Annotated in this window: 13 protein-coding genes; 10 read left to right on the top strand and 3 right to left on the bottom strand. The window is 38.1% G+C overall.

The genetic code is table 11. The features are described from left to right. Positions 1 to 28: 28 nt before the first annotated feature. Positions 29 to 1,222 carry an IS110 family RNA-guided transposase gene (locus ACSVDH_RS15060; protein ID WP_439251907.1) on the bottom strand — a complete coding sequence of 398 codons (1,194 nt, stop codon included), beginning with the start codon at positions 1,220 to 1,222 and terminating at the stop codon, positions 29 to 31. Positions 1,223 to 2,084: 862 nt separating this feature from the next. On the opposite strand from ACSVDH_RS15060, the gene ACSVDH_RS15055 reads away from it, so the two are divergent. The 8 genes from ACSVDH_RS15055 to ACSVDH_RS15020 all read left to right on the top strand — a co-directional run bounded on the left by ACSVDH_RS15055 (position 2,085) and on the right by ACSVDH_RS15020 (position 14,457). Further along, positions 2,085 to 3,419 (top strand): sensor histidine kinase, encoded by a 1,335-nt coding sequence (locus ACSVDH_RS15055; RefSeq protein ID WP_439251908.1) that lies wholly within the window; start codon positions 2,085 to 2,087, stop codon positions 3,417 to 3,419. Continuing rightward, positions 3,400 to 4,008, top strand: coding sequence for a response regulator (locus ACSVDH_RS15050; protein WP_439251909.1), 609 nt, complete (start codon positions 3,400 to 3,402; stop codon positions 4,006 to 4,008). The genes ACSVDH_RS15055 and ACSVDH_RS15050 overlap by 20 nt, the downstream gene beginning before the upstream one ends. Positions 4,009 to 4,540: 532 nt before the next feature. Further along, positions 4,541 to 5,809 (top strand): cation:dicarboxylate symporter family transporter, encoded by a 1,269-nt coding sequence (locus ACSVDH_RS15045; protein ID WP_439251910.1) that lies wholly within the window; start codon positions 4,541 to 4,543, stop codon positions 5,807 to 5,809. A 193-nt stretch (positions 5,810 to 6,002) separates the two neighbouring features. Next, the gene (ggt, locus tag ACSVDH_RS15040; protein WP_439251911.1) at positions 6,003 to 8,084 is read left to right on the top strand and encodes a gamma-glutamyltransferase; all 2,082 of its coding nucleotides are present in this window, start codon (positions 6,003 to 6,005) and stop codon (positions 8,082 to 8,084) included. Positions 8,085 to 8,127: 43 nt separating this feature from the next. Continuing rightward, the gene (locus ACSVDH_RS15035) at positions 8,128 to 9,426 is read left to right on the top strand and encodes a Glu/Leu/Phe/Val family dehydrogenase (RefSeq protein ID WP_439251912.1); all 1,299 of its coding nucleotides are present in this window, start codon (positions 8,128 to 8,130) and stop codon (positions 9,424 to 9,426) included. Between the two features lie 773 nt (positions 9,427 to 10,199). Continuing rightward, on the top strand, positions 10,200 to 11,927 hold the full coding sequence (locus ACSVDH_RS15030) for an ABC transporter ATP-binding protein (RefSeq protein ID WP_439251913.1): 1,728 nt from the start codon (positions 10,200 to 10,202) through the stop codon (positions 11,925 to 11,927). 1 nt (position 11,928) lies between these two features. After that, positions 11,929 to 13,791: an ABC transporter ATP-binding protein gene (locus ACSVDH_RS15025; RefSeq protein WP_439251914.1), complete on the top strand. Its 1,863-nt coding sequence runs from the start codon at positions 11,929 to 11,931 to the stop codon at positions 13,789 to 13,791. Between the two features lie 276 nt (positions 13,792 to 14,067). Next, complete coding sequence (locus ACSVDH_RS15020; RefSeq protein ID WP_439252151.1) at positions 14,068 to 14,457, top strand: cupredoxin domain-containing protein; 390 nt, start codon at positions 14,068 to 14,070, stop codon at positions 14,455 to 14,457. Positions 14,458 to 14,763: 306 nt separating this feature from the next. Here the strand turns inward: ACSVDH_RS15020 and ACSVDH_RS15015 are convergent, their stop codons facing one another. Further along, a complete protein-coding gene (locus ACSVDH_RS15015; protein WP_439251915.1) occupies positions 14,764 to 14,922 on the bottom strand; it encodes a hypothetical protein in 159 nt (52 codons plus the stop codon). 270 nt (positions 14,923 to 15,192) lie between these two features. Continuing rightward, positions 15,193 to 15,816 (bottom strand): LysE family translocator, encoded by a 624-nt coding sequence (locus ACSVDH_RS15010; protein WP_299091501.1) that lies wholly within the window; start codon positions 15,814 to 15,816, stop codon positions 15,193 to 15,195. Between the two features lie 248 nt (positions 15,817 to 16,064). Between ACSVDH_RS15010 and ACSVDH_RS15005 the strand changes: the two genes are divergently transcribed. Both ACSVDH_RS15005 and ACSVDH_RS15000 read left to right on the top strand, forming a co-directional pair. Beyond that, complete coding sequence (locus tag ACSVDH_RS15005; RefSeq protein ID WP_439251916.1) at positions 16,065 to 16,754, top strand: response regulator transcription factor; 690 nt, start codon at positions 16,065 to 16,067, stop codon at positions 16,752 to 16,754. 14 nt (positions 16,755 to 16,768) lie between these two features. Next, positions 16,769 to 17,770, top strand: coding sequence for a sensor histidine kinase (locus tag ACSVDH_RS15000; RefSeq protein WP_439251917.1), 1,002 nt, complete (start codon positions 16,769 to 16,771; stop codon positions 17,768 to 17,770). Positions 17,771 to 17,825: the final 55 nt, after the last annotated feature.

The raw sequence follows: 17,825 nt of genomic DNA, 5'->3' as shown, positions 1-17,825 counted from the left end.
TGCAATTAATGTAATTATTTTGCATTCGTTATGCTATGAAACTCTCTTTATGCTTTAGAATGGCATAAATCCAATGTAATAGCTTGTTAGCGCTGGCTATTATCGCTACTTTGTGAGGTTTTCCCTCACTTCTTTTTTTGTCGTAAAACTCTCTAAGTTTAGTGTTTCGATTATTCGTTAATCCACACTGAACAGCTGTATATAAAGCTTGTCGTAGCTTGGAAGATCCCCTTTTCGTGATGCGGTTTATGGTAGCTGTAAACTTACCTGATTGATAGATCCTGGGATCAATTCCTGTATAGGCCACTAGCTTTTTAGGGTGACTAAACTGCTTGATTTCTCCTATTTCGGAGATGAATGTAGCCGCAATCTTACATCCTACCCCCGGTATGGAACGGAGAATCTCATACTCTTCAAACTGCATAGCTAATTGATCAATCTCTTGTTCTAGAATGGATAGAAACTCTTTTTGTTGAAGAAGCATTTGGATGTACATCTTTAACGTCACTAAATGGCTCTTATATAGGGTTTTCTTAAATGGGTTCCTTTCTGCTGCTTCTTTAATCTTATTCGCTTTATCCCAAAACCATGCATACGAACGTTTTCCTCCTAGACTATGCATCACACTCGCTATTTCATCTGTTTTTGCCTTTAAAACGACGTCGGAAGTAGGATATAAAAGCAAGGTCTTTAAAGATATCTGTGAATACAAATTCCCAAAAACGCCTTTATATTCAGGGAAAACTTGATCTAGAATCGTTTGAAACTGTAGCAACTGTACGTAATTACGAGTTAATGAATCATGTTGTCTAGATAAATTACGTAAGTTCATGGTTTGAACATTTTTTCGGTGAAATGTTTCTAGATCTTCTTTGTAGTAGAGTTCGCATAAATGCCGAGCATCAGCTGGGTCTGACTTAACCTTTCGAAGGCTACTCTTTTTAGTTTCGTAAGAAACCACTGGATTCACTAAATAGTAGGTTATCCTCCTTTCCTCAAGATACTGAAGTAGAGGTTCATGATAATGTCCAGTAGATTCAAAAATGACCACAGGGTCTGCTTCAGCGTTTAATTTGAGCTCCTTGTAAAATACATAAAAATCATGTAAACCATTGATATCATGCTTAAACTTAAAGGTTTTCCCAAAAGGTTGATTTCTTGCCAAGAAAGCTTGGACTTGGCTTTCTCCTTTTGAGACATCCAGACCAATGACTGGATCCATATTTTATCCATCTCCTTTTACTGTATTTGCCGGCAGCCCCTGACTATCTTGTAGTTTCATAGCTTCGCTTGTTATTCGGGGTCAAAGCCCCAACCAGCCTCAAACATGTTTCTACAAGTAGGGGGTGGACAGTATAACGGACGGGATCAAGTCCCAAGGGCCATAACGTCCTACCCCGGCTACCTAAAGAATAACCTATTAAAAATAGGCCAACCAGATATAATTCTGGATGACCTTATAATACGAAGGGCCATTTAATGGAATTAGATTTATTAAACTAATAGCAGGTTGTTTCTTTTCTATCATTTGAAAAGGATATCAACTAAATCATTTTGAATTCTCCTATTAGTGAAAAGGATAAGCAATATACAATTGAAAAACAATTCTTTAATAAAGGAGACAATTATGTTAACGACACAACAATTACAAGCTATTAAAAAACTATAAAAAGAGTGTGAAACTCAAGACGATCAGTCCATTTTTTATCAAAAGCGTACATCATATTTCGAGAGTTATAAACATTCACCTTAAATTGGTGGATTTTTTTCTTGTTAAAAACAATCTCATGTCAATTTTGTATAGTACCACCCATGTCAATAATTTGCACTTCCATACAAACTTCCAAAATATAATAATTCAGGTAATTTAAACGCTCTCAAAAAACTTATGTAGGTGGAAAATGGATGAAGTATAAAAAACGTTCAATCCAACCTATACGTTAAAATGTCCACTAATTCTAAAAATAATTTGTGGATATTTTAAGCAAAAAACAACGGAGATATTGTTTTATAATTAGCCCTTGACTATACTCAATTTAACGGTAAAGTTCTAACACTCATCACTCTGAAAGGGTAATTTATGAATGATTAAGGCACTTAATTCAAAATTAATATGGCTGGGACTAGCTTTAATATTTTTAGGGATTTCCATGCCGTACTGGTTGACTACAGGAAGTATAGGGATAGACACATTAATTAAACATATGGAGCACAAGCCAAGCGGGAACTCCCTGCTAGTTACCGCCTTTTTATTAGTTACGCTTAATACAATCCGTGCACTTCCCTATTATCTGGGGGCCGTTTTACTAGGGGATCAGCTAGGGAAGAGATATCAGCGGAGCTGGCTCAAAATTGCCATTCCTCTTTTCCTTATTCCACTTAGGTATATTATTATCAATTTATCTGTTATACCAAACTATCATTTTGGAACTCCGGCTATCTTGATCATCTTATCTATTATTTTACTGCAGAAGCTGGAAAAAGGGAGATTAAGCCTATTTATGAAATCGCTTGTTCTCGTTCAGATCCTCTTCGGGGTACAATGGTTGGATGAGGTACCTTTTCTTACAGCTTACGGCTTTGGTCACGGGGCTGTTTCAACTAAAGTTAAGCAATTGGCGGTTCAAATTGGATTTGTTGAATCTCTTTCGTTATATTCACTAGTTTTATGTGCCATATTCCTTATCAATGCCGTGATTCTAACTGGATATCTAATTAGATGGAGAATTATTCAAGACCTTCATTTAGTAAAATTAGAGGCGCTTGAAGCCCGCTCAGACAGAGAAATGTTGAACTTGGTTCACGATCTAAAAACTCCGCTAGCATCCATTGAAGGACTCATTTCTCTCATTGATCTACGTGTTCAAGATGAAAAAATAAAGGAATATTGTTCTAATGTTTCGATATCTATTCGTTCAATGAGTGAAATGATTTCTGAAATTTTGTGTGAATCCCGAAAAAACTGGTGTTCTCTAAAAGAGTTAATTGATTATGTTCATGCGAGTCGTTTGAGTGGTACTAACACTAAGGTAGATTTTCAATTGCCTGCTGAATCTGAAAAAATCCAACTTAGAATTAATAAAATCAGGATGACGCGTGCCATAGTTAATTTGATTAATAATGCTTTTGACGCTATTGAGGATCAAGCTGAAGGAAAAGTGACTATACTGGCCAAGGTCTATGACAAACAGGTTTGGCTGGGGGTATCAGATAATGGAATAGGGATGACGGAAGAGGAAAAAGAGAAGGCATGGAAAGCAGGGTACAGTACAAAACAGCATCCCGGTATTGGATTATCTTTTGTTCAACAAGTAGCAGAAGGACATGAGGGAACTGTTTTTATTGAGAGTAAAATTGGGAAAGGAACCACTGTTTGGATTTGTTTAGTAGGAGGTAATCATGAACGTTTTGATTATTGATGATGATGAATCAGTTCGTTATATGCTGAATGAAATTTGTGATTTTGCAGGATGGAAGGCAATCGTCTGCAGCAATGGAAAAGAAGGTGTAGCGCAATTTTTGGAAAAAGAAGTGGACGTCGTTCTTGTAGATTTTCATATGCCTGAAATGGATGGGTTGAAGACGGTGGATGAGATCCGAATGTTGAATGAAGAAGTTCCTATTCTGGTATTAACAGTGGATGAACGACAGGAGATTGCTGATTGTTTTTTGGATAAGGGAGCAACGGATTTTGCACTTAAACCGATAAAAGCGCCTGACCTCATTTCTCGGATTAAACTACATAAACGTCTTTTTGAGGCAACAATGAAGAAAAAAGATGAGGTTTTTGTAACGAAAGGAATGAGTCAAACGAGTTTATCTCATGTTTTAGAATTTTTACAATCTTGTAGTCAGCCCTGTGCGATTGATGAAATTATACAAGAAGTAGGTTTAGCTTATCCTACAGTTTATCGATGTTTAGTTCATTTAATCGAAAAAGAGAAAGTCCAAAAAATTGTTAGTTATCAAAAGATGGGGAGGCCTAAACATCTTTATCAATGGATATAAACGCTTTATTCTAAGCATAAATTTTGTCTGAAATCATAAAGACAAGATTTATGCTTTACTTTTTTTCTTTTTTTTCAGTTTTATATAAAAAGAACAATAGATATAATTTTCTTAATTTTAATAGATTGGAGATGATTAAGTATTTTTAGAACGAAAAAATGAAAAGGTTTTCACGGGAGGGCTATTTAGTTCTTGAGTAAAAAGATTTTTTGAAGTATTCGAACTAATAATGAAATTGATGCAGAGGAGGATTTGTCCAAATTTTGTTACGTCTTAACCACTTCTATTATTGTTACAATCTAATTTTTTAATCTATCTAGATTAAACGAAACGTTTATCAGCCATAGACTTTTTACAGCTAGGATCATATTTCTTTAAAATTCTTTATACAATACAGGTTTGGAAAAGGTGAATCTGATTTATAGGGCGACTTTTTTCTTTTTTTCTCTGATGTTTAGAAACTCATAAAAAAACTAGAGATTATGATAGAAAACAAGTTTTATAAAATTCTTAAAAAGGCAGGGATTATTGAGTGAAAAGAATAGGACTAGCATGGCAAATTTTAATAGGTTTAGTAGCAGGTATTATCGTAGGTGCTCTGTTTTATGGAGATCCAAAAGTAGCAGAGTTTTTACAGCCAATTGGCGATATCTTTATTCGTTTAATTAAGATGATCGTCATTCCCATTGTCATTTCAAGCTTAATCGTCGGTGTTGCCGGCGTTGGCGATATGAAAAAGCTTGGTAAACTCGGTGGTAAAACGATTTTATATTTTGAAATTATTACGACAATTGCCATTATCGTTGGATTGTTAGCGGCAAATATCTTTCAGCCCGGAAGCGGCGTTAATATGTCATCCTTGCAGAAAACAGATATCGGCAGCTATGTAGAGACGTCTGAGGAAACAAAGAGCCACGGTTTTGCTGAAACCTTTGTAAATATCGTTCCTCCAAACATTGTCGCAGCGATGACAGAAGGAAACATGTTAGCAATTATTTTCTTCTCTGTTTTCTTTGGGCTTGGCCTAGCAGCGATAGGTGAAAAAGGAAAACCGGTCCTAAGATTTTTCGAGGGTACGGCGGAAGCCATGTTCTATGTGACAAACCAAATTATGAAATTTGCTCCATTTGGTGTATTTGCATTGATTGGTGTTACAGTATCAAAATTTGGCGTACAATCACTTATTCCATTAAGTAAGCTGATGATTCTGGTTTATGCGACGATGGCTTTCTTTGTATTAGTTGTTTTAGGACTTGTCGCAAAATGGGCGGGTATTAACATTATTCATTTTATTAAATTATTGAAAGATGAACTGATTCTTGCTTATTCGACAGCGAGCTCTGAAACAGTATTGCCGAGAATTATGACCAAAATGGAGAAACTTGGTTGTCCAAAAGGGATTGCTTCGTTTGTTATCCCAACAGGTTACTCATTTAACCTGGATGGTTCTACGTTATATCAAGCGTTAGCGGCAATCTTTATTGCCCAAATGTATGGCATTGAATTATCTATAGTTGATCAAATCTCTTTAGTACTTGTATTGATGGTTACATCTAAAGGAATCGCAGGGGTTCCTGGAGTATCCTTCGTTGTACTATTAGCGACCCTTGGCACAGTCGGAATTCCTATAGAAGGACTGGCGTTTATTGCTGGTATTGACCGCCTTTTGGACATGGCAAGAACAGCAGTAAACGTTATAGGAAATTCATTAGCAGCAGTTGTAATCTCCAAATGGGAAGGTGAGTTTAATGTAAAAGGAAAAGTAGACTACATAAACCAAATAACTAATAAAATTTCTTGATATATTGATTTTTTCGTTGAAAACAAACCCTAGAGACGAAAAACGGAGGATCATTTCTTATTGTTGTAGCTTAAGAGGAAAAACAACAAATAGTTTATTATTTAAGGAATTCTTTATATTACACTTTCTTGAAGTTGCTTTGGGGTTTTTTATGAAGCTCTATCATTTTAAAAAACGGAAAGGAGAACGATCTATGAAATATCTAAAGAGTTTTATTTTAGTTATTTTTAGTTTTATATATATGATTACGCCAGCTTTCGCAAGTGTTCCTGGAGTGGATGATTCTATGAAAAAAGGGGCAACGAAAGGAATAGTAGCAGCTTCCCATCCATTAGCTGCTGAGGCCGGTAAAAAAATATTAGAACAAGGCGGAAATGCGGTCGATGCAGCAGCCGCTATTCAATTATCGTTAACTGTTGTTGAACCAATGATGTCGGGAATTGGCGGCGGCGGGTTTATGATGATTTATCGCAAAGATGAAAATAAAATAACGATGATCGATAGTCGTGAAGTAGCGCCAAAGAACGTAACACCGGAACTTTTTTTAGATGAAAAAGGAAACCCAACTCCTTTTAGTGAACGTCATACAACTGGAAAAGCAGTAGCTGTTCCAGGGACGGTAAAAGGGGTTGAAACGGCTCTAGAGAAATATGGGACGATGAACTTATCCGAAATTATCGAACCAGCTGTTGAGCAAGCTGAAAAAGGTATTAAAGTTAACTGGTCAATGGCTCAGTATATTGATGAAAATGTAGAAAAACTTCAAAAATATCAAACAGCAGCCGACGTATTTGTTCCAAACGGGAAACCGTTAAAAGAAGGTGATATCCTTATTCAACCAGATCTGGCAAAGACGCTTAAGTTAATTCAACAACAAGGTTCTCAAGCGTTTTATACAGGTGAAATTGGGAAAGCACTTGTAAAAGAAGTGCAAAAACGTGGAGGAACGATGACAACAGAAGATCTTGAAAACTATGCAGTGAAAGAACGAGAGCCTGTTAAATCAACTTATCGGGATTTTGAAGTTGTAAGTGCAGCTCCGCCAAGTTCAGGCGGTTTGACTGTTCAACAAATTTTGAAATTAATGGAAGGTTTCGATGTACAAAAGATGGGAGTGAACTCACCAAAATATCTTCATCATTTAATAGAAGCAATGCATTTGGCTTATGCTGATCGAGCAGCTTATATGGCAGATGAAGACTTTTATGATGTACCGACAAAGGGACTTTTGGATGAAGAATATATAAAAGAAAGAAGAAAGCTTATTAATCCATATAAGGCTACTCCTGATGTTAAAGAAGGTGACCCATGGAAGTATGAAGGCAAGGAATCTTCTTCTCAAGTCACAGTAAAAGAAGAAAATCCAATCGGACAAACCACTCACTTCTCTGTAATGGATAAATGGGGAAATATGGTTTCTTATACGACAACGATTGAACAAGTATTTGGATCCGGCATCATGGTACCGAATTATGGATTCATGCTAAACAATGAAATGACAGATTTTGATGCGACACCGGGTGGTGTTAACCAAGTAGAGCCAGGAAAACGACCAAGAAGCAGCATGTCACCCACCTTTGTTTTAAAAGACGGGCAGCCGTTTATGGCCATTGGTTCTCCAGGTGGACCGACGATTATCGCATCAGTCGTGGAAACAATTATGAACGTTATCGATCATCAAATGCCAATTCAAGAAGCGATTTTAACACCTCGTATTTATTCAGGTGGATACCCGACTGTTAGGTGGGAGCCAGGAATTGATCAGAATACAAGATTAGAATTGATGGCAAAAGGCCATGTGTTTGAAGAACAACCACAACATATTGGTAATGTGCAGGCGGTTATTTTTGATTATGAAAATGGCAAAATGTACGGAGGAGCCGATAATACAAGAGAGGGAACGGTTCTCGGTGTAGATGCCGTATCATATAAGTCCAAAGAGCCAAAAGAAATGAAAGAAGAGATACAGGGACCGTTTACCTTAAAAGTAAATGGTGCAGTATATCCATACACAGCTGACCAAATGAAGATAATAGACGGAAAACCTTATATTCAATCTGATAAATTGCTGCTTGGTTTAGGTGTTATTGAATCAACGGATTTAATGATATACCAATCGAATAAAAAATCTTATTTGCCTGTTATAAAAGTTGCAGAGTCATTAGGATATGAAGTGAACTGGAATGAAAGAGAGAAAGTTGTATTACTAGAAAAAGATGCATATAATTCTGATAACCCAAATGATGATGAAGATGATGATATTATCACAAACTAATAGATGAAAAGAGAAAACAACTTGTATTTAAGAGGTGTAGAGGATGAAAGTGATAGCCCCTGCTAAAAATGATCAAATTCAAAAGTCAGACAATAAGCAAAGTGATACGTTGGGTTTATTTAATTCAACTCAGCTCATTATAAAGGAAGCGGTTCAGAAGTTAGGCTATAACGATGATGTGTATGAGTTGCTGAAGGAACCACTTAGAACAATCACGGTACGTATCCCAGTACGAATGGATAATGGTTCTATTAAAATTTTTACCGGCTACCGATCGCAACATAATGATGCAGTAGGTCCGACAAAAGGTGGGGTACGTTTTCACCCTGAGGTCAATGAATCAGAGGTAAAAGCATTATCTATTTGGATGACCTTAAAGTGCGGGATCGCAAATCTCCCTTACGGCGGTGGAAAAGGTGGCATTAATTGTGACCCAAGAAATTTGTCGTTTAGGGAACTGGAGAGATTAAGTCGTGGATATGTTCGTGCAATAAGCCAAATTGTAGGACCAACAAAGGATATTCCGGCACCTGATGTGTATACAAACTCTCAAATTATGGCATGGATGATGGATGAGTACAGCCGTCTTCGAGAGTTCGATTCTCCAGGCTTTATTACGGGCAAGCCGCTTGTTTTAGGTGGGTCACACGGCCGTGAAGCGGCAACAGCTCGGGGTGTAACAATTTGTATTGAAGAAGCTGTAAAGAAAAAAGACATTGAATTACAAGGTGCAAGAATTATTATTCAAGGCTTTGGGAATGCAGGAAGTTTCCTGGCCAAATTCATGCATGATGCTGGAGCAAAGGTGATTGGTATTTCTGATGCACATGGTGCACTTTATGATTCAGAAGGGCTTGATATTGATTATTTGCTTGATCGACGTGATAGTTTTGGTACAGTAACAAATTTATTTACAGATGTGATCACGAATCAAGAATTGCTTGAAAAAGAATGTGACATTCTTGTACCAGCTGCTATCTCAAACCAGATTACAGCACAAAATGCCCATCATATTAAAGCTTCGATTTTAGTGGAGGCAGCAAATGGGCCAACCACCCTTGAAGCCACCAAAATTTTGCATGAAAGAGGAGTCCTCCTTGTGCCGGATGTATTGGCAAGTGCCGGTGGTGTCACCGTTTCTTATTTTGAATGGGTTCAAAATAATCAAGGATATTATTGGCCAGAGGAAGAGGTGGCTGAAAAACTGCGAAAAGTCATGGTCGATTCCTTTAAAGCTATTTATAAAACATCACAGGCCCATCAAGTGGATATGCGTTTAGCGGCCTATATGGTTGGAATTAGAAAAACAGCTGAAGCTTCACGTTTAAGGGGTTGGGTATAAGATGCAGATTTCTCATCATGCTGTCTGAAATAAAATGAAATCTTTTATTGGAGGGAAATCTTCGTATGGATCATTACTGTCCATTTAACGAACAATATAAAAATGTTTGAGTTTGACAATGTGAAAGAAGAAAAAAAGCTTACGAGAGAATTCAAGGTTATAAAATCCTTTCCGAAGTAATTTACTATAATAATTATAGTTTGGTTGAATCACAATCATTATAATCACCCTCAGTTAATACTTTGATGATTCTTTTAATATAAATCAAATGCAAAAACCACTTCCAATAAAAAATAAGGAAGTGGTTTTTAGTGGTCGCTTACAAGTTTTTTAGATGACAGATATTTCAAGAACAATACGAAAGGGGTAGCATTCACACTATTCCATTAAGCATCGAAACATTTTTAAATTAAATGGTAGAAAGTCAATCCTTATTTTCAAACAAGGAATTATATGTGGATCTTATCCTGAAAAGAGTGTCAAACTTTGGGTGGAATTTTAGAGGTGTACCTTGAAGGGTAAATATCTTTTGATTAAAAATTAAAGACTAACTACCCCTAAATCTGAATATCCTATTTAACAAAAAATTTATGAGAATGATAGATTCATCTATTCCCCTTCATTCAATTGTCCAACTATAAACGGTGTCTATTTCCTATAGATTCATATAAAAAGTCCTTTTTCGATACGAAAATAAGTCCGAAAAAAGGACTTTTCCCTATTTTCGGAGTATTCTTATAAGTATAGTTATCGTAAAGGATTGGGGAATGGATATGGGGAATTTTACGAAGTACATAAAAAAATACTGGAAGCCGTTTAGCGTTGCGGTATTCTTTCTTACGCTGGAGGCTGTTTGTGATTTACTCCAGCCTACGATTATGGCCAAAATCGTGGATATTGGAGTCGTGAATAGGGATTTAGATTATGTATTAAAAATGGGAGCTGTAATGCTTGGAGTTACTTTACTGGGTACAGGTGCCGCCTCAACAAGAAGCATCCTGGCAAGCATCACCTCTCAAAATTTTGGTACAGAGCTGCGTTTTGATCTTTTTCAAAAAATTCAACATCTCTCCTTTAAACATATCAACCGCTATGATCGAGCCTCATTGATTACGAGATTAACGAACGATGTGACACAGGTGCAAATGTTTGTCAATGGTCTTATGCGGTTATTTGCAAAAGCTCCTTTATTAGCAATCGGGGGTTTATTCATGGCGACCATGTTGGATATCCATTTATCTGTTGTGTTGGCTGTTGTTGTACCAATGGTTGCGCTGTTAATAATCGTCAATATGAGAATTAGCTTACCTCTCTTTACAAAAGTCCAAAATGCCCTGGATAAAGTAAATAGCGTGATGAGGGAGTATTTATCAGGTGTTCGGGTCGTAAAGGCATTCAATCGTTTTGATTATGAGATTGAAAAATTTGCTGGATTCAATGAAGACTTTCAAGATAAATCGATTGCAGCTACTCGAGTGATTGCTACCTTTTCTCCGATGATTATGCTTGTCATGAATTTGGGGATTGTTGTTGTTCTATGGTATGGAGGTTTTGGTGTTGAAGCGGGAACAGTCCAGGTTGGAAATGTTATCGCTTTTACCAACTACATGACACAAATTCTTTTTTCTTTAATGATCATTTCAATGGTTTTCAACATGTATGTACGAGCAAAAACGTCGGCCAACAGAATTGGTGAAGTCTTAGCTGAGGAAGATGATATGGCATGGAAGCATGAGTCGATTCCTTCCACTAAAAGGGGTGGACGAATCGATTTTAACAATGTGTCCTTTTCCTATGAAGGAGCATCTGGGGAACCTGTTCTTAAAAACATTACATTTAGCTGTATGCCAGGAGAAACGGTTGGCATTATCGGCTCGACAGGATCAGGAAAAAGCAGTCTTATTGGGCTCATTCCCCGCTTTTACGATATCACAACAGGTACCATTACGATAAATGGTGAAGATATCAGCAACATAAATCCGAAAGCTTTACGAGAGATGGTCGCGATTGTTCCGCAGAAAGCAACTTTATTTACTGGGACTATCATCGAAAATATGCGCTGGGGAAGAGAAGATGCTTCTTTGGATGAAATCGAATTAGCTGCGAAAATAGCGGATGCTCACGAGTTTATCACTGACTCTCCGGAAGGGTATGAATCACGAATCGGCCAAGGCGGGGTTAATTTCTCAGGCGGTCAGAAACAGAGACTATCGATTGCCAGAGCGCTGGTAAAGAAGCCTGAAATCTTAATCCTGGATGATAGTACAAGTGCAGTGGATGTTGCAACAGAAGCACGGATCAAGGAATCGTTGAAAAAGTATGCACAAGGACTAACCTGTCTTCTCATTGCCCAGCGGATTTCATCAGTCGTGGATGCTGACCGAATTATTGTCTTAGATGATGGAGAAATAGTCGGCAATGGGAAGCATACTGATTTACTAAATAGCTGCCCTACCTATCAAGAAATTTATCAGTCACAGTTCGGCAAGGTGGTGCTGTGAGATGGCAGAGAAAACGAATCAAGAGCAAAAGGTCACCAACGTCCCTCCGATACCAGGCCGCCCGGTTGGCGGAGGTGCTGCCCGTTTCGGGGGACAGGTTGTCAAACCAAAGGATTTTAAGAGGACGATTAAACGGCTTTGGTCTTATTTTGGAAAAGAAAGAAAACTCTTAGCCATTGTATTCATTTTTGTTTTATTCGATTCGGCTCTTATCCTGTCGGCACCCTACCTAATCGGAAAAGCAGTTGATGCCATGTCATTAGGTAAAACCGTTAACTTTGAATTACTCCATATTACGATTATGACACTCGCAATCGCTTATCTCTCAAATGCACTGCTGAATTTTTCACAAGGCTGGATGATGGCCGGTGTTGCCCAACGGATTGTAAAGAGATTAAGAAGTCATTTATTTAAGAAGCTGCAAAAACTTCCCGTGTCATTTTTTGATTCTCGTACACATGGAGAGATGATGAGCAGGCTGACGAATGATATTGATAACGTAAGTAATTCCATATCACAGTCAACAACGCAATTGATGTCCGGTTCCATTGTCATTACCGGGTCGCTGATTATGATGATTGCGTTAAGTCCAATCTTAACCTTAGCCAGCCTAGTGACTGTACCTTTGGTCTTTTTGCTTACAAGAACGATCGCAAGAAAAACCAGGGTGCTGTTTCGAAATCAGCAGAAGGAATTGGGAACGCTAAATGGGCAAATTGAAGAAACGATTTCTGGTTTAGAGGTCGTAAAAGCCTTTAATTATGAAGAAAAGGCGATTGCCGAATTTAAAGAAGTCAATACAAGACTATGTAAAGTGGGAACAAGGGCACAAATATGGGCAGGCTTTTTGATGCCAATTATGAATGTCATTAATAACCTTGGTTTTACGATCGTGGCGGTTGTAGGAGGCTATTTAGCTGTTGAAAACATGATTACGATTGGGGTTATTGCAAGCTTCATCACGTACTCACGTCAATTTGTAAGACCATTAAATGAACTAGCGAATATCTTTAATATCCTGCAGTCAGGGGTTGCCGGGGCAGAAAGAGTATTCGAAATCCTTGATGAAGAGGAGGAGCCTGTGGATCGGCCAGATGCGATTCCGCTCGTAAATCCTAAAGGAATCGTTGAATTTAAGAATGTTAGCTTTGGTTACCGCAATGATGTCCCTATCTTAAAAAATGTCAGCTTTACCTCAGCTGCTGGCAGCAGCACAGCTCTGATCGGACCAACTGGTGCAGGTAAAACAACGATTGTCAACCTGCTGACAAGATTTTATGATGTGACGGATGGACAAATCTTAATCGATGGAAGAGATATCCGGGAATATACAAGAGATAGTCTGAGAACATGCTTTGGGATCGTTCTTCAGGACACGTATTTGTTTTCTGGAACCATTATGGAAAATATTAAATATAGTAAACCTAATGCAACGGATGAAGAAGTAAAAGCAGCAGCACGTATGGCCAATGCCGATTTATTTATCAATCGTTTATCGAACGGGTATGAGACAAAGCTATCTGAAAATGGCGGGAATCTTAGTCACGGGCAAAAACAATTATTAGCAATCGCCAGGGTGATTCACAGCAAACCATCCTTGCTTATTCTTGATGAAGCAACGAGCAGTATCGACACCCGTACTGAGTTACAGATACAAGATGCACTGGCGAAGGTGATGGAAGATCGAACGAGTTTTATCATTGCTCACAGACTCAATACCATCCGTGATGTGGATACGATTATGGTCATACAGAACGGAGAAATTGCAGAAAAAGGGAACCATGATGAACTCATAGCTCAACATGGAATCTATTATCAGATGATTTCTAATCAATATAAATCACTACAGGAAGTTGAAAATTAGTAAAACCTAGCCCTAGGACATTGTTGTTATGAAGTCCTGGGGCTAAGCATTTTTCCAGCAACTATATTTTTTAGGATCGGATTTAAGATATGCAGGTAGGATTAAATTTGCCATCTCATAAGAATGAATTCCAAAAGATTGTCATTAACGGCGATCTTTTTCTTTGTCATTGTTTCAGCTAATCGAGTTAAAAGGTAAAGCACGTTAGAACCCAATTTATCGTGATAATTTTTTAAGAATAGGTAAAAATAGTCCTAAGAAAAGGAGGGATTGCGAATGTCAATGAAAAAGTGGTTATCATGCTTGTTCGTATTGCTTGGGATGATTTTGGTTGTGACAGCTCCGGGCTCACACGTCGTTTTTGCCGAATCCAGTGCTGTAACACAGCCTAGTGAGACGGTGAAAGCGATAGAGGTCGAGTTGAACGATGATTACTTTCAACCGAAAGTCATCACTATTCCGAATGGTAGAGAAACAACGTTGATATTAAAAAACAAAGGTAAGAAGGAGCACACCTTCACAGTGGAAAAGCTCAGAATTGACGCCGAAGTCCAGCCGGGGAAAGAAAAAACAATTACCGTGAAACCGCAAAATCCCGGTACATATGAACTAATATGTCGGTACCATGTCCAGGAAGGAATGGTTGGAAAAGTTATCGTCAAATAACAAGCAGGGCAATCATGCCTTGCTTTTTTATAATACCAGAATTTATATATTTTCTTAATATAGCTTGCGTTTTTGAATCTAGCTTCAGGCGCCATCGGCTCTAGGGTCTAGTCAAACAGGATTTGAAGGTAAAGAACACCTTCTATTCCTGTTCGCTTTATGCTTGTCGCCGATAGCCGATAGGCAGGCGCCTTGCGCTTTTTAATAGCAACGTTTAAACCAACGTACTTACTCAATAAATTTGCAGCATATTCACATATCGAAATGATAGATCTAAATAAGAAAAAAACCACTCAAAGTGGTTTTTTAATCGCGCATGGCTCCGGCCTCTCGGGAAGTCATTGCACCTTGTCCTGCGCTTACATCTTTCTGAATGTCTTGTTTTACTTTTTGTGGATCAGTTCCTGCAAATTCTGGTTTCAAATTAGAAGTCACATTCCCTTTTGCCTGTTGATTCTGTTTCATACAAGTCCTCCTTACTTTATTATTTAACAATCTTATTGTTTACAAAAGAACCTGTTATATCCCAAGGATTTGAGCGAATTTTATTTTGGAGCAACATAGTGAGATAAACACGTTGCTTCTATAAAGATATATCTCATTTTGATACAAAGATAGCTCCATCTTTCCACTCAGCATGGTATGTATCGTATAAGGCAAATCGCTGCTAAGATTAAATAGTCAGGAATGCCCGTAGTGTAAGGAATGAAATCAGCTACTTAATCTTAAAAATGCTCACTTTTGACTAAAGGCGATTTTTAATCCAATTATTGCGAACAGAGACCCTTGAATAATGTTAATCTTCCTGGATAATGATGGATTTTTACGTAGGAAGGAACCTACTTTTCCGGCAAAAATACTGATTAAAAGAAAAATAACTAACGCCTGAACTAGAAAGATCATTCCATAGACAAGCATTTGGATGGAAGCATGACCATTTTCATGATTGATAAACTGCGGAAAGAATGCCAGGAAAAACAAGGAAAGCTTTGGATTTAATAGATTCATGATGATTCCTTTTTTATATAATGATTTGTAGTCTAAAGAAGTCTCAGTGTTAAGGTTAAAACTTGAGCCTTTTTCTTTAAAAGACTTAAAGGCTAAAAATAACAAATATGCTGCTCCTGCATATTTTACGACTGTGAATGCTAAGGCTGATTGATAAATGATGGCTGTAACTCCAATTGTCGCAGCAGTAATATGAACGATTAATCCTGTGCAAAGTCCGAGTGACGTAAAAATCCCAGCATTTTTCCCTTTTGATATACTCTGTGCCAAGGTGAACAAGTTATCTGGCCCTGGCATAAGGGTAAGAACGATTGCTGCACCTAAAAAAGATATGACAGATAGAAAATCCACATTTATTCCTCCCACAATTACTTTTGTTCATTTTAACACAGCCCAAAGTAATTTATATATCATAAAACTATATAAATACTTTGTTTAAGAATAGAGCAGGAATCTCTTCATCTTTGTGACGTTTCATTTACTAATTAAATATTTAGATGATCTCTTACATTTACCTTACAGTCACGTAAGCTTAACTATCTCTTTTGAATTCACCTCCATACTATGGCATAATTTTCTAGAGACAAAGGAGTGAGAGGATGCAAACAGTGTTAATTATTGAGGATGATCCGAAAATTGCGGAGCATCTGCAATCCTTTATAGAAAAATACGGCTACAAAGCCACAATCGTAGAACATTTCGATCACATTATGGACGAGTTTCATCAACAAAAACCAGACCTGGTTCTATTAGATATCAATCTCCCTAGCTTTGATGGCTATTACTGGTGCAGGCAAATCCGGAAGGAATCGATTTGTCCGGTTATTTTTATTTCGGCACGGGTGGGGGAGATGGACCAGGTGATGGCGCTTGAGAATGGCGGTGATGATTTTATCACAAAGCCGTTTCATCCTGAAATTGTGATGGCGAAAATTCGCAGTCAGCTTCGTCGTGCTTACGGGGAATATGCAGCACAAGCCCAGGAACGAATTTTAGAAGTAGAGGGGTTAAAGCTATTTCCGGAAAGACTGGAATTGAGCTTTCGAGATCAAACCGTTCAGCTATCAAAAAAAGAAGCCGATATTATCGAGAGTTTACTAGAACGCTATCCTCGTGTGGCCGGTCGTGAAGATCTGCTGGAAAAGCTCTGGGATGAACAAGTCTATGTCGATGAAAATACGTTAAATGTGAATATTACGCGAGTTCGGAAAAAAATTGAAGCAGTTGGGATTACAGGTGCGGTCGAAACCGTGCGGGGTGTGGGCTATCGTTTGAATTTGACATGGTGAAGGGGAGAAGAGACATGAAGTTATATTTTAAAGAGCATGCATTGTTAATTGCCGTACAGGTGATTCAATTTTTTGTGATTCTTGGAATCTATTGGCTTGATGGCTATCGTCATCTCCTACCAGCCCTCTATGCGATCTTTCTCGGCCTTTTCTTCCTCACCGGTTACCTTGTTTACCACTATTTCAGTCGTCGTCAGTTTTATCAGAGGCTGACTAACTCACTTGATTCCCTTGACGACTCCTTCCAAACAACTGAACCAGCTCCGATATCGGAAGGGCTTGATCAGCTATTAAAGGATCAGTACAAGCTTTATCAAACAAAAATTAAAGCGTTGGAATCAAGGCAGGAGGAACATTTAAAGTTTATGGATCAATGGGTGCACCAGATGAAAACACCGCTTTCTGTCATTGAGCTGATTGCGCAAAACTTGGATGAACCCGATTCATCAAGTATTCGTGAAGAGACGGATCGGATAAAAACGAACTTAAATACCGTTCTCTATATGGCAAGGCTGCGGACCATCGAACAGGATTTTCATATTAAGCCTGTAAATTTGTCGAAAATGGTCAATGATGTCAATGGGGAAAACAAACGACTCTATATCCGCAACAAGGTGTACCCGCATCTCCTCCAGCAAAAACCGGATATTATCGTTGAGACGGATGAGAAATGGCTGTTTTTTATTCTTTCACAGCTGCTCAATAATGCAGTTAAGTATTCGATAGGCAGAAGTAATAAGATCGACATTTCCATTTGCGAAAAAGCGGGAGAGGCTGTTTTAGAGGTAAAGGACTATGGCGTTGGGATCCCGGAAGCGGACAAGCGCCGTGTCTTTGACCCGTTTTACACGGGGGAAAATGGACGGAAATTCAGAGAATCAACCGGTATGGGGCTCTATTTAACGAAGGAGGCATGCGATCACCTTGGTCATCGCATCGAGCTTGAATCAAAGGTAGGAGAAGGTTCAACCTTTCGCATCATTTTCGGAACAACACAAAACCTTACAACGATGTAAGGAAAGTGAAAGTTTAATCGATTTTTTGCAGATTACATAAAAGATATACTGATCA

This window comes from Metabacillus sp. Hm71 (genome assembly GCF_051842955.2).
GTDB lineage: Bacteria > Bacillota > Bacilli > Bacillales > Bacillaceae > Metabacillus.
Note: the sequence above shows the minus strand (reverse complement) of the source record. Positions and strands in the feature narration are given on the sequence as shown.